Source organism: Streptomyces sp. NPDC053750 (assembly GCF_044544295.1).
Lineage (GTDB): Bacteria > Actinomycetota > Actinomycetes > Streptomycetales > Streptomycetaceae > Streptomyces.
Genome location: NZ_JBITXB010000004.1, coordinates 144054 through 156267, shown reverse-complemented (window position 1 = coordinate 156267; position 12214 = coordinate 144054). Strand labels below are relative to the sequence as shown.

The 12214-nt window shown below is 70.8% G+C and carries 12 protein-coding genes and 1 tRNA gene; 6 read left to right on the top strand and 7 right to left on the bottom strand.

Annotation, left to right across the window (positions count from 1 at the left end; genetic code table 11):
* Positions 1-315 precede the first annotated feature (315 nt).
* The 3 genes from ACIGO6_RS13355 to ACIGO6_RS13345 form a co-directional block, all read right to left on the bottom strand.
* Positions 316-389 (bottom strand) — tRNA-Pro (locus ACIGO6_RS13355).
* 67 nt (positions 390-456) lie between these two features.
* Positions 457-1209, bottom strand: coding sequence for a Pr6Pr family membrane protein (locus ACIGO6_RS13350; RefSeq protein ID WP_399875114.1), 753 nt, complete (start codon positions 1207-1209; stop codon positions 457-459).
* Positions 1210-1304: 95 nt separating this feature from the next.
* Positions 1305-2234 (bottom strand): metallophosphoesterase, encoded by a 930-nt coding sequence (locus ACIGO6_RS13345; protein ID WP_399875112.1) that lies wholly within the window; start codon positions 2232-2234, stop codon positions 1305-1307.
* Between the two features lie 160 nt (positions 2235-2394).
* Between ACIGO6_RS13345 and ACIGO6_RS13340 the strand changes: the two genes are divergently transcribed.
* Complete coding sequence (locus ACIGO6_RS13340; RefSeq protein ID WP_399875110.1) at positions 2395-2859, top strand: GatB/YqeY domain-containing protein; 465 nt, start codon at positions 2395-2397, stop codon at positions 2857-2859.
* A 137-nt stretch (positions 2860-2996) separates the two neighbouring features.
* Here the strand turns inward: ACIGO6_RS13340 and ACIGO6_RS13335 are convergent, their stop codons facing one another.
* Positions 2997-5279: a transglycosylase domain-containing protein gene (locus tag ACIGO6_RS13335; protein ID WP_399875109.1), complete on the bottom strand. Its 2283-nt coding sequence runs from the start codon at positions 5277-5279 to the stop codon at positions 2997-2999.
* Between the two features lie 470 nt (positions 5280-5749).
* On the opposite strand from ACIGO6_RS13335, the gene wblA reads away from it, so the two are divergent.
* A complete protein-coding gene (gene wblA / locus ACIGO6_RS13330; RefSeq protein WP_189421905.1) occupies positions 5750-6088 on the top strand; it encodes a transcriptional regulator WblA in 339 nt (112 codons plus the stop codon).
* Between the two features lie 52 nt (positions 6089-6140).
* On the opposite strand, the gene ACIGO6_RS13325 is transcribed toward wblA, so the two are convergent.
* Together ACIGO6_RS13325 and ACIGO6_RS13320 are read right to left on the bottom strand one after the other, a co-directional pair.
* Complete coding sequence (locus ACIGO6_RS13325; protein ID WP_399875107.1) at positions 6141-7490, bottom strand: ArsA family ATPase; 1350 nt, start codon at positions 7488-7490, stop codon at positions 6141-6143.
* The gene (locus tag ACIGO6_RS13320) at positions 7487-8464 is read right to left on the bottom strand and encodes an ArsA-related P-loop ATPase (protein WP_399875105.1); all 978 of its coding nucleotides are present in this window, start codon (positions 8462-8464) and stop codon (positions 7487-7489) included. The genes ACIGO6_RS13325 and ACIGO6_RS13320 overlap by 4 nt, the downstream gene beginning before the upstream one ends.
* Positions 8465-8583: 119 nt before the next feature.
* Here ACIGO6_RS13320 and ACIGO6_RS13315 point away from each other — a divergent pair, with 119 nt between their 5' ends.
* The 4 genes from ACIGO6_RS13315 to ACIGO6_RS13300 all read left to right on the top strand — a co-directional run bounded on the left by ACIGO6_RS13315 (position 8584) and on the right by ACIGO6_RS13300 (position 11145).
* Entirely contained in the window at positions 8584-8745 is a 162-nt protein-coding gene (locus ACIGO6_RS13315; protein ID WP_003975360.1) for a DUF4177 domain-containing protein, read from the top strand.
* A complete protein-coding gene (locus ACIGO6_RS13310; RefSeq protein WP_399875104.1) occupies positions 8742-9209 on the top strand; it encodes a RidA family protein in 468 nt (155 codons plus the stop codon). The genes ACIGO6_RS13315 and ACIGO6_RS13310 overlap by 4 nt, the downstream gene beginning before the upstream one ends.
* A 176-nt stretch (positions 9210-9385) precedes the next feature.
* On the top strand, positions 9386-10306 hold the full coding sequence (locus ACIGO6_RS13305) for an NUDIX hydrolase (protein WP_399875103.1): 921 nt from the start codon (positions 9386-9388) through the stop codon (positions 10304-10306).
* Positions 10303-11145: an MBL fold metallo-hydrolase gene (locus ACIGO6_RS13300; RefSeq protein WP_399875102.1), complete on the top strand. Its 843-nt coding sequence runs from the start codon at positions 10303-10305 to the stop codon at positions 11143-11145. The genes ACIGO6_RS13305 and ACIGO6_RS13300 overlap by 4 nt, the downstream gene beginning before the upstream one ends.
* Positions 11146-11239: 94 nt before the next feature.
* Here the strand turns inward: ACIGO6_RS13300 and ACIGO6_RS13295 are convergent, their stop codons facing one another.
* Positions 11240-11914 (bottom strand): Crp/Fnr family transcriptional regulator, encoded by a 675-nt coding sequence (locus tag ACIGO6_RS13295; protein WP_019329813.1) that lies wholly within the window; start codon positions 11912-11914, stop codon positions 11240-11242.
* Positions 11915-12214: the final 300 nt, after the last annotated feature.

Below are 12214 nucleotides of genomic sequence, written 5' to 3'. Positions count from 1 at the left end.
TAGCCGCGCCAGGACAGCGCGACGGACAAGGACGGACGCTTACGCGGTGAAGCGAGGCGCGCTCGGCGCGGGCCGGGTCATCAAGACACCCCTTCGAGGCACGAAGCCCAGTGGCCGGGTGGTACGCACGTACGTCCCGGTATGTGATCAGAAGTACGAAATCCAGCCTAACGACGCGCTCGTCTCAGGGCCAATGATTTATTGCGAGGTCTGTCGGAAACCGGCCTGCGGCTGGCGGAGGTGATCGCGACGGCACCACAAACCACCAGGGGCCCGACCCGCTTAGCGGATCAGGCCCCTGGTGGTACTTCCCTGTCGGGGTGGCGGGATTTGAACCCACGACCTCTTCGTCCCGAACGAAGCGCGCTACCAAGCTGCGCCACACCCCGATTGTCGCTGCTCGTCGCGGCGACGTCGTTTACTTTAGCCCACCGGTGGCCGGAGACGAAATCCGGTTTACCAGCGACGGCGCAGCGGGTTCGGGCGGATGTGGTCCACGGCCACGAGAAGGACGGCCAGGGCGTAGACGGCGAGGCCGAGGAGGAGGGCGTTGCCGAGGACGCCCTTGTAGCCGTGGTCGTCGACGTCGAGGAAGGGGTAGAGGTAGCGGTCCTGGGTACCGGGCAGGAGGAGCTCTCCGCGGCCCAGGGAGAAGGCCAGGTAGGCCAGGGGGTACAGGAGCCATGCCGCGGCCTGGCGCAGGTGCAGGTGGCCGGGGGCGGTGAGGAGGAGCCAGTCCAGCGTCGCGGCGATGGGGACGGCCGTGTGCAGGATGTGGGTCGCGGCCGTCTGCCAGGCCGTGCCGGTGCCGGCCGGTGTGGCGAACGGGCTCGCCGCGCCTGCCAGGAGCAGGTGGTGGACGAGGCCGGCGACGGCGACGTAGAGGAGTGCCGCGCCGGTCAGGGTGCCCGGCAGGGGGCGGCGGGCGGTCCAGGCGCGCCGGGCCGAGGCGAGCAGGACCAGCGCCAGCAGGATGCCGCTCTGGATCGTGAAGTGGCTCAGGGTCCTCAGGGGCGGACCGGACAGGAGCAGCTCGATCGTCACGCCCGTCAGTGCCAGCAGCGCCGTGAGGAGGCGGAAGGCGGCGGTCAGGGGGCGGCGTACGGGGGGTACGACGGCCCCCGCCGGGACGGGGGTGGGCAGCAGGGTGGACGGGCGGCCCGGGATCGCGGGGAGGTCCGGGATGTCCCTGGGTATCGGGGCTGTCATGGCCCCACGCTAGACAGATGGGGCATATCGGGCTATGCGGGTGGGCCGTGTGGGTGACGCGGCCCACCGCGCGGCAGGCCGGCAGGTCGGCGACGCTACTGCTCGCGGCCCACCAGCGTCAGCAGCGTCGCCTCCGGCGGACAGGCGAACCGGACCGGGGTGTAGCGGTTGGTGCCGCAGCCCGCCGAGACGTGGAGGTAGGCCGTACGGCCCTCGGCCGTGTGGGTGGACAGGCCCTTCACGCGGTCCGTGTCCAGGTCGCAGTTGGTGACCAGGGCGCCGTAGAAGGGGATGCAGAGCTGGCCGCCGTGGGTGTGGCCGGCGAGGATCAGGGGGTAGCCGTCGGCCGTGTAGGAGTCGAGGACGCGCAGGTACGGCGCGTGCACCACGCCCATCGAGAAGTCCGCCGTGCCCGACGGGCCGCCCGCCACCTCCGCGTACCGGTCCCGCTTGATGTGCGGGTCGTCCAGTCCCGTGAGCTCGACGGACACGCCCTCGACCTTGAGCGTGCCGCGCGTGTTGGTGAGGTTCTGCCAGCCGGCGGCGTCGAAGCCGTCGCGCAGGTCCTCCCAGGGGTTGTGGACGACGCCGACGGCGGGCGCGTTGCCGTTGAGGCCGTGGCGGCCCTGGGCCTTCTCGATCAGGTACCGGGCGGGGTTGCGGAGCTTGGGGCCGTAGTAGTCGTTGGAGCCGAAGACGTAGGCACCCGGGAACTCCAGCAGGGGGCCCAGCGCGTCCAGGACCTCCGGGACGCCGTCCGGGTCGGACAGGTTGTCGCCGGTGTTGATCACGAAGTCGGGGCGCAGGCCGGCCAGCGAGCGCAGCCAGCGCTGCTTCTTGCGCTGGCCGCCGACCATGTGGATGTCGGAGACCTGGAGGACACGCAGGGGACGCATGCCGGCGGGCAGGACGGGGATCGTCACCCGTCGGAGGCGGAACGAGCGGGCTTCGAACCCCGCCGCGTAGACCAGACCGGCGGCGCCAACCGCCGTGATTCCCAGGGGCACTCCGTATCGCGCGCGCATACCTCCATCGTGTCAGAAGCGGTGGCGGGAGCCGACCGCGCGTGGGCCGGCCGAGAGGTCACGCGAACCGGGAGGTCACGTGCACCAGTAGGTCACGCGAACCGGAAGGTCGCGTAAATGTGCAGGCGTTCGTCCTCCCGCACCTGCGACAATCAATGCCATGACCACGCTCAAGTCGAAGCTGCACGACGACCTCAACGCCGCGATCAAGGAGCGCGACGAGCTCCGCTCCTCGACGCTCCGGCTGACGCTCGCCGCGATCACCAAGGAAGAGGTCGCGGGGAAGGAGAAGCGGGAGCTCTCCGACGACGAGGTGCAGAAGGTGATCACCCGCGAGGCGAAGAAGCGTCGCGAGGCCGCCGAGGCCTTCGCCCAGGGCGGTCGCGCCGAGAGCGCCGAGCGGGAGAAGGCGGAGGGCGAGGTGCTCGCCGCGTACCTGCCCAAGCAGCTGTCCGACGACGAGCTGAACGCGATCGTCGCCCAGGCCGTCGAGGAGGCGCGGGCGGCCGGTGCCGAGGGGCCGCGGGCCATGGGCGCCGTCATGAAGATCGTGAACCCGAAGGTGGCCGGGCAGGCCGAGGGCGGCCGGGTCGCCGCCGCGGTCAAGAAGCTGCTGGCGGGCTGACACGACGCCCGCAGAAGCGGAGGCGACGCCCACAAGAGCAGAGACAGAAACAGAGAACGCAAGCGGCCGACGGCCCCTTCCGACACGAAGTGGAAGGGGCCGTCGGCCGTCGTCACCGCCCGGTGGCGGACCGGAGGTCAGTCGCGGCGTCCGCCGATGCCGTTACCGCCGTTGCCCTGCCCCTGGATGATGTTGCCCGGGAAGCCGCCGTCGGTGCCGCCGTTGTCCGTGCCGCCGTCGATCAGGCCACCGATGAGGCCGCCGTCGCCGCCGTCGTCCTGGTTGCCGTCGTCACCGTCGTCGCCGCGGCCTTCGTCGTCGCCGCGGCCTTCGTCCTTGTCCTTTTCCTTGCTGTCCGGGATGTGGACGAGGTTGAAGTCGGAGGCCGGTGTGCCCTCCAGCGCGCCCGCCATCATGTCGCCCCAGATCGGACCGGGGACCGCACCACCGAAGACCTTGTCGTGCGGGACGCCGCCGATGGTGATGTTGACCATCTGCCGCTCGTGCTTGGGGTCGCCGACCCACACGGCGCCGGCGAGGTCCGGGGTGTAGCCCACGAACCAGGCCGCGTACCGCTCGTCCGTCGTACCGGTCTTGCCGGCGCTCGGGCGGCTGTCGAGGCCGGCCTGCTGACCCGTACCGTCCTCGACGACGCCCTTGAGGAGCGTGTTGACGGTGTCGGCGGTCTTCTCGGACATGGCCCGCGCGCAGGTGGACTTCGGGACCTCGAGCGACTTGCTCTTGTTGCCGATCCGCTGGCTGATCGACTCGATGGCGACCGGCGTGCAGTACGTGCCGCGCGAGGCGAAGGTCGCGTACGCGCTCGCCATGGTCAGCGGGGAGACCTCGGTGACACCGAGGGCGATGGACGGGGTCTGCTCCAGCTTGTTGCCGTTGGCGCGCTCGACGCCCATCTTCTCGGCCATCTGCGTCACCGGGCAGATGCCGATGTCACCGATCATCTGTACGTAGTAGGTGTTGACCGACTTCGCGGTCGCTTCCTTCATGTCGTACGGGCCGACCTCGGTCTCGTTCTCGTTGGCGAGCTTGACGCCCTTCTCGTTCCACGTCTTGCCGTCGCAGGCCGCGACCGGGGTCGGGTAGTCCATCTCGTACGGCGAGGAGTACGACTGCGTCACCGGCATGCCGCCCTCGAGGGCCGCCGCGGCCACGATCGGCTTGAACGTCGAACCGGGCTGGTAGCCCGCGCCGCCGCCCATGGCGCTGTTGACGGACAGGTTGATCGTCGTCTCGCCCTGCTTGGTGTCGATGCCGTACGGACGGGACTGGCCCATGGCGACGATCTTTCCGGTGCCGGGCTCGACGATGGTGGCCGCGGTCGCCACCTCGTCGCTCGTGTGGACGTGGTCCTTGATGGACTTCTGTACCGACTTCTGGGCCTGCGGGTCGAGCGTCGTGCGGATCGTCAGACCGCCCTGGTTCCAGATCTTGGCGCGGTCCTCCTTGGTCTTGCCGAAGACCGGGTCGTTCAGGAACACCGCGCGCACGTAGTCACAGAAGAAGCCCGCACCCTTCACGGCCGTGATGCAGCCGTTCTTGGGGCGGCTGACCTTCAGGCCGAGCGGCGTCTTCTTCGCCTTGTCGGCCTCCGCCTGGGAGATGTCGCCGACCTGCGCCATGCGTGTCAGGACCACATTGCGCCGCTTGGTGGCCTCCGCCTCGTCGTTGACCGGGTCGTACCGGCTGGGCGACTGGACGATGCCGGCCAGGAGGGCGGACTCCTGGAGGTTGAGGTCCTTGGCGGACTTGGAGAAGTAGCGCTGGGCGGCCGCCTCGACACCGTAGGCCTGCTGGCCGAAGAAGGTGATGTTCAGGTAGTTCTCGAGGATCTTCTTCTTGCCCAGCTCCTCCTCGACCTGGATCGCGAGCTTGAGCTCGCGGATCTTGCGGCCGATGGTCTGCTGGGTGGCCTGGGCGACCTTCGTCGGGTCGTCGCCCGCCTCCTCCACGAAGACGTTCTTGACGTACTGCTGCGTGAGCGTGGACGCGCCCTCGGAGACCTCGCCGCTGCGCGCGTTCTTGTTGAGGGCGCGCAGCACGCCCTTGAGGTCCACCGCGCCGTGCTCGTAGAAGCGCGAGTCCTCGATGGCGACGATCGCCTTCTGCATGTACGGCGACATGTCCTTCAGCGCGACCACCGTGCGGTCGCGTGAGTAGACCGTGGCGATGGTGCCGCCCTCGGAGTCGAGGATGGCGGTGCGCTGGCTCAGCGGAGGAGTCTTCAGGCTGGCCGGGAGTGCGTCGAAACTCTCCACCGAACCCTTGGCCGCCAGCCCCAGCGCGCCCACGGCGGGCAACGCGATGCCGGCCAGGACTGCTCCCGCGAGCACACTGACACCGAGGAACTTGGCGGCCTGCTGCGTTGGCGACAGACCACCGCCCGAGCGCTTCTTTGGCATGAAGGCAGCCTACGTTCTCATTCGCCGGACACGCGTACAGGCATTGGCCTAAGCTGCTCTCAACTGTCACAGCAGTGCGGCCACGTATCAATACGTCCGGCGACCCCGAATCGTTCCGGATCTGCTCGATTTTTTTCCGCGAGGCCTCAGACACATTCCGATGGGGGCGCGTTGGCGCGCGCGAGCGCGTCCCAAGGCGTGTGGAATGCGTGCCCGAATCCGCCTTGTGTGTCAGTCGGTGTCCGTTGTGGCGCACCAGAGATGACCCGTATGCCGGGATCGTCGCGCATGTCGCCAGCTCACTCCCCCGGGTGATCTGCCGCTTACCCATAGTCCGTTCGGGCCATTCAAGATTGGGCCCGAAGGGGGTGTTGCGCTGTGCCCACCTTCCGTAACGTCCTCAACTGGCGGCGGTGAATATGCCGCTGCCGCCGTGGGGGAGCCTCGATTCGGGAGAGGACGGCGCCGGTATGGGCTGGGTAACCGACTGGAGTGCGCAGGCCGCCTGCCGCACTACCGATCCGGACGAACTGTTCGTTCAGGGAGCAGCGCAGAACAGGGCCAAGGCGGTGTGCACCGGATGTCCGGTGCGGACCGAGTGCCTGGCCGACGCGCTGGACAACCGCGTCGAGTTCGGCGTGTGGGGAGGCATGACGGAGCGGGAGCGCCGCGCACTGCTGCGCCGGCGGCCCACCGTGACCTCCTGGCGCCGACTGCTGGAGACGGCGCGGACGGAGTACGAGCGAGGGACCGGCATCGTGCCCCTCGACGACGACGAGGTGTACGAGAACTACGCGGCCGTGGGCTGAGCCTTCCGGGCCTCTCAGGCCTGCCGGGGGTCCTGCGGACGCCCCGGCCGGATCAGGCGCCCGTCTCGGGCAGCTCGGGCCGGCCCGTCGCGAGACGGACGCCGATGTCCCGCAGTCCCGCTAGGTCGTGCACGTCGCCGGGCAGTGCGGCCACTTCGGTGACCGCCACCTCGGGGTGACGCGCGGTGAAGCGGTCACGCGTGCGCTGCTCGCGGGCGAGCAGGTGCATCCGGTCCGCGTGCAGCCTCAGCAGGCCCGCGGCGAGCTGGTCGACGGAGCGCTCCGCCGTTTCCTCGGGTCCCTCGGATTCCTCGGGAGAGGTGCCGGGAGCGACATCGGGAGAGGCGTCGGACGAGTCTGAACTGCCGTACGTGTCGGGAGAGTTACGAACTCCAGCTTTCCCGCCGTCCTGATCCACAATGCGGGGATCCTCAAGATTTTCCGCGGCGGCGAGCGCCCGCTCGGCCGACAGCCGGTCGGCGCCGCTGCCGTGGACCCGGTTGAGTACCAGCCCGGCGAGAGGCATGTCCTCTGCCGCCAGCCGTTCCACGAAGTACGCGGCCTCGCGCAGCGCGTCCCGCTCCGGGGCCGCGACCACCAGGAACGCCGTCCCGGGCGCCTGGAGCAGCTTGTACGTCGCGTCCGCACGGGTACGGAATCCGCCGAACATGGAGTCCATCGCGGCCACGAACGTCTGCACGTCCTTCAGGAACTGCCCGCCCAGCACCTTCCCCAGGACGCCGGTCATCATCGACATGCCGACGTTCAGGAACTTCATGCCGGCCCGGCCGCCGACCTTCGCCGGGGCCAGCAGGACGCGGATCAGCTTTCCGTCCAGGAAGGAACCGAGCCGCTTGGGCGCGTCCAGGAAGTCCAGGGCGGAGCGGGACGGAGGCGTGTCGACGACGATGAGGTCCCACTCGTCCCTGGCCCGCAACTGCCCCAGCTTCTCCATCGCCATGTACTCCTGCGTGCCCGCGAAGCCCGCCGAGAGCGACTGGTAGAAGGGATTGCCCAGGATCGCCGCCGCCCGCTCGGGATCCGCGTGCGCCTCGACGATCTCGTCGAAGGTGCGCTTCATGTCGAGCATCATGGCGTGCAGCTCGCCACCCGCCGAGTCGTCGACGCCCTTCACCCGGCGCGGGGTGTTGTCGAGCGAGTCGATGCCCATGGACTGGGCGAGCCGCCGGGCCGGGTCGATGGTGAGGACGACCACCTTGCGGCCCCGCTCGGCCGCGCGCAGGCCCAGGGCCGCCGCGGTGGTCGTCTTGCCGACCCCGCCGGAGCCGCAGCACACCACGATGCGCGTCGTCGGGTCCTCCAGGAGCGGGTCGACGTCCAGCACGCGCGCGGGGGTGAGGTGCCGCGCGCCCTCCTGCGGCCGGGCCGGGTCCGGACTCATGCGATCCCCTGCTTCCGCAGCTCGGTGGCCAGTTCGTACAGGCCCGCCAGGTCCATGCCCTCGGCGAGCAGCGGCAGTTCGTGCAGCGGCAGGTCCAGCTCGGTCAGGACGCCCCGTTGCTCCTGCTCCAGCGCGTACCGCTCGGCGTACTCCCCGGCCTGCGCCAGCAGCGGGTCCACCAGCCGCTCGGCGTGCCCGCCCCGCCGCGCCCCGCCGAGCCCGGCCCCGGACAGGGACCGTGCGAGCGCCGTACGCGGGGTGCTCCGTACGAGTTCCAGGTCGGCCGCGTCCAACACCTCGGGGCGGACCATGTTGACGAAGACCCGCCCCACCGGCAGCCGCGCCGACCGCAGCTCGGCGATGCCGTCCGCGGTCTCCTGGACCGGCATCTCCTCCAGCAGCGTCACCATGTGCACGGCGGTCTCCCGCGACTTCAGCACCCGCATCACCGCCTGCGCCTGATTGTGTATCGGGCCGACCTTCGCGAGCCCGGCCACCTCGTCGTTGACGTTGAGGAAGCGCGTGATGCGCCCGGTCGGCGGGGCGTCCATGACGACGTAGTCGTACGCGAACCGCCCGCTCCTGTCCTTGCGCCGCACCGCCTCGCACGCCTTGCCGGTCAGCAGGACGTCTCTGACACCCGGCGCGATGGTGGTCGCGAAGTCGATCGCGCCGAGCTTCTTCAGGGCCCGTCCGGCGCTGCCCAGCTTGTAGAACATCTGGAGGTAGTCCAGAAGAGCCAGTTCGGCGTCGATGGCGAGGGCGTACACCTCCCCGCCCCCGGGAGCGACGGCGATCTTCCGCTCCTCATAAGGCAGCGCCTCCGTCTCGAAGAGCTGCGCGATGCCCTGGCGACCCTCGACCTCGACGAGAAGCGCGCGCTTCCCCTCGGTGGCCAGGGCCAGCGCGAGGGCCGCGGCCACCGTGGTCTTGCCGGTTCCGCCCTTGCCGCTGACGACCTGGAGCCTGCTCACGTATTCGAGCGTAACCAGTCCGCGCGCCGAGTACGCCGGAGGCTGTGGACAACGTGGTGGAGAACGCGTCCGCGGTCGCCCGTCCGAGGGGGCCCCGGGCAGCGGCTAGAGTCGGCCGCATGACCAAGTGGGAATACGCAACCGTGCCGCTGCTCGTCCACGCCACGAAGCAGATCCTGGACACCTGGGGCGAGGACGGCTGGGAGCTCGTCCAGGTAGTGCCCGGGCCGAACAACCCCGAGCAGCTGGTGGCCTACCTGAAGCGGGAGAAGCAGGCATGAGCGCCGTCGAGGCGAAGCTGGCCGAGCTCGGACTGACACTGCCCGAGGTCGTCCCGCCGCTGGCCGCGTACCAGCCGGCCGTGCAGTCCGGACCGTACGTCTACACCTCCGGTCAGCTGCCCATGGTGGAGGGCAAGCTTCCGGTCACCGGCAAGGTGGGCGGCGAGGTCACGCCGGAGGAGGCCAAGGAGCTGGCCCGCACCTGCGCGCTGAACGCCCTGGCCGCCGTGAAGTCGATCGCCGGTGACCTCGACCGCATCGCGCGCGTGGTGAAGGTCGTCGGCTTCGTCGCGTCCGCGGCCGACTTCACCGGTCAGCCGGCCGTGGTCAACGGCGCCAGCGAACTCCTCGGCGAGGTCCTCGGCGACAAGGGCGTCCACGCCCGCAGCGCGGTCGGCGTGGCGGTACTGCCGCTGGACGCGCCGGTGGAGGTCGAGGTCCAGGTGGAGCTCGTCCAGGCGTAGGACGGCCCGCGCGGGGTGGGGCCGGCCGGTCCCACCGGTGGCCACTCGAACATCCGCCCGTCACCGGATAGCCTCCGGCCATGGCGAATGGTCGGGCGAGTCGGGCGAATGACCACGCGCGTGATCGGGTGAATGAGCACGCGCCGGCACAGGCGAATGAGCACGCGCGTGATCGGGTGAACGGTCGGGCGGATGGTCGGGCGGACGGGCAGTGGTACCCCCCGGAGTGGCCGGACCGCATCCGCGCGCTGGCGGCCGGCACCCTCACCCCGGTCACCCCGAAGCGCGCGGCCACCGTCATGCTCCTGAAGGACACCGGCACCGGAACGGCCGTCCACATGCTGCGCCGCCGTACCTCCATGGCGTTCGCCGGGGGCGCGTACGCCTATCCGGGCGGCGGGGTCGACCCGCGCGACGACGACCGTGACATCGGCTGGGCGGGCCCCACGCGCGCGTGGTGGGCGGATCGGCTCGGCGTCGACGAGGCGGGAGCCCAGGCGATCGTCTGCGCGGCCGTACGGGAGACGTACGAGGAGGCGGGCGTCCTGCTCGCGGGTCCGACCGGCGACTCGGTGGTCGGCGACACGACGGGCGCGGACTGGGAGGCGGACCGGGCCGCCCTGGTCGCCCGTGAGCTCTCCTTCGCGGAGTTCCTGGACCGCCGGGGCCTTGTCCTGCGCTCCGACCTCCTGGGCGCCTGGGCCCGCTGGATCACCCCCGAGTTCGAGTCCCGGCGCTACGACACGTGGTTCTTCGTCGCGGCCCTCCCCGAGGGGCAGCGCACGCGCAACGCCTCCACGGAGGCCGACCGAACGGTGTGGATCACCCCGGCCGAGGCTGCGGCCGGGTACGACAAGGGCGAGCTGCTGATGATGCCGCCGACGATCGCGACCCTGCGCGCGCTGGCGGAGTGCGGTACGGCGGCCCGAGCGCTCGCGGCCGCGCCGGACCGCGACATGACGCCCGTACTGGCCGAGGCGCGGCTGGTGGGCGGCGAGATCGTGCTCTCCTGGCCGGGGCACGACGAGTTCACCAAGCACGTCCCGAGCGCGACGCCGCAGACACCTTCCGACCCGACCGGGGGAGCCCCCGCATGACGGACGCAGCAGCACTGCCCGGACAGCCGCGGGGCGGCGCCCTCTCCGGCCCCGCCACCGCGCGCGCGGTGAACGTTCTCGCGCCCAACGCCTCCGCGATGACCCTGGACGGGACGAACACCTGGATCCTCGCCGAGCCCGACTCCGACCTGGCCGTCGTGGTCGACCCGGGCCCGCTGGACGAGGCCCACCTGCGACACGTCGTCGAGACGGCCGAACGGGCGGGCAAGCGGGTCGCGCTGACCCTCCTGACGCACGGTCACCCGGACCACGCGGAAGGCGCCGCGCGCTTCGCCGAGCTGACGCGCACCCACGTGCGGGCACTGGACCCGGCGCTGCGGCTGGGGGACGAAGGGCTGGCCGCCGGAGACGTGATCCGGGTCGGCGGCCTGGAGCTGAGGGTCGTACCGACACCCGGGCACACGGCCGACTCCCTGTGCTTCCATCTGCCCGCCGACCGGGCGGTTCTGACGGGCGACACGATCCTGGGCCGCGGTACGACGGTCGTGGCCCACCCCGACGGGCGCCTCGGCGACTACCTGGACTCCCTGCGCCGGCTCAGGTCGCTCACGACGGACGACGGGGTGCACACGGTGCTCCCGGGCCACGGCCCCGTCCTGGAGGACGCCCAGGGCGCCGTGGAGTACTACCTGGCCCATCGCGCCCATCGCCTCGCGCAGGTCGAGACGGCCGTGGAGGACGGCTACCGGACGCCCGGCGAGGTCGTCGCCCACGTGTACGCGGACGTCGACCGCTCCCTGTGGCCGGCGGCGGAACTGTCGGTGCGGGCGCAGTTGGAGTACCTGGACGAACACGGGCTCATCGAGCTGCCCGAGTAGGGCCTGCCGGACAGGCCCTGAGGGCAGCCGGGCAGACCTGGGGGCTGCCGGACAGGCCCTTGGGAGGCTGCCCGGCCTCCCGGCCGAGGTCCCGTCAGCGGGAGCGCTTGGCCAGCCGCTCCACGTCCAGCAGGATCACCGCGCGGGCCTCCAGGCGGAGCCAGCCGCGCTGGGCGAAGTCGGCGAGCGCCTTGTTGACCGTCTCGCGGGAGGCGCCGACCAGCTGGGCCAGCTCCTCCTGCGTCAGGTCGTGCACGACGTGGATGCCCTCCTCGGACTGCACGCCGAAGCGGCGGGAGAGGTCGAGCAGGGCGCGGGCGACACGGCCGGGGACGTCCGAGAAGACCAGGTCGGACATGGCGTCGTTGGTCTTGCGCAGACGGCGCGCGACGGCGCGCAGCAGCGCGGTGGCCACCTCGGGCCGGACGTTCAGCCAGGGCTGGAGGTCGCCGTGGCCGAGGGCGAGCAGCTTGACCTCGGTCAGCGCGGTGGCGGTCGCCGTGCGCGGGCCCGGGTCGAAGAGCGAGAGTTCGCCGATCAGCTCGCTGGGGCCGACGACGGCCAGCATGTTCTCGCGGCCGTCGGGGGACGTGCGGTGGAGCTTGACCTTGCCCTCCGTGACCACGTAGAGGCGGTCTCCGGGGTCGCCCTCGTGGAACAGCGAGTCGCCGCGGGCGAGGGTCACCTCACTCATGGAGGCGCGGAGCTCCGCGGATTGCTCGTCGTCGAGCGCCGCGAAGAGCGGGTTGCGCCGCAGAACGTCGTCCACGAGTTCTCTCCTTGTCGACCGGCTCAGAGGATCTTGTTCCCCCGGTGTACCAGGGGTCCGTGGTGCCCATTTTGCCGGACAGTCCAAACAGTGTGATCTGTCACAAGGATGCCGCACTGGTGTCCTGGGGTACGCGGCAGGGGTCCAATTGGACGCCGATCTTCGAGGTCCGGGGCGGATGTCGGTGCCGGGCCGTAGGCTGGCCGAGTGTCCAAATCGCCGGTGAGAGCACAGGCCGAGGGGGCTGCGCGGGTGGGTGAACGTCGCGATTCCGCTGTGGGCGAACAGAGCCCCGATGGC

What these genes read in the sequence shown, in the direction of transcription:
- wblA (WP_189421905.1), top strand. Translation starts at nt 5,750, where the DNA reads ATGGGCTGGGTAACCGACTGGAGTGCGCAGGCCGCCTGCCGCACTACC.
- ACIGO6_RS13350 (WP_399875114.1), bottom strand. Translation starts at nt 1,209, where the DNA reads ATGACAGCCCCGATACCCAGGGACATCCCGGACCTCCCCGCGATCCCG.
- ACIGO6_RS13345 (WP_399875112.1), bottom strand. Translation starts at nt 2,234, where the DNA reads ATGCGCGCGCGATACGGAGTGCCCCTGGGAATCACGGCGGTTGGCGCC.
- ACIGO6_RS13315 (WP_003975360.1), top strand. Translation starts at nt 8,584, where the DNA reads ATGACCAAGTGGGAATACGCAACCGTGCCGCTGCTCGTCCACGCCACG.
- ACIGO6_RS13340 (WP_399875110.1), top strand. Translation starts at nt 2,395, where the DNA reads ATGACCACGCTCAAGTCGAAGCTGCACGACGACCTCAACGCCGCGATC.
- ACIGO6_RS13325 (WP_399875107.1), bottom strand. Translation starts at nt 7,490, where the DNA reads ATGAGTCCGGACCCGGCCCGGCCGCAGGAGGGCGCGCGGCACCTCACC.
- ACIGO6_RS13310 (WP_399875104.1), top strand. Translation starts at nt 8,742, where the DNA reads ATGAGCGCCGTCGAGGCGAAGCTGGCCGAGCTCGGACTGACACTGCCC.
- ACIGO6_RS13335 (WP_399875109.1), bottom strand. Translation starts at nt 5,279, where the DNA reads ATGCCAAAGAAGCGCTCGGGCGGTGGTCTGTCGCCAACGCAGCAGGCC.
- ACIGO6_RS13300 (WP_399875102.1), top strand. Translation starts at nt 10,303, where the DNA reads ATGACGGACGCAGCAGCACTGCCCGGACAGCCGCGGGGCGGCGCCCTC.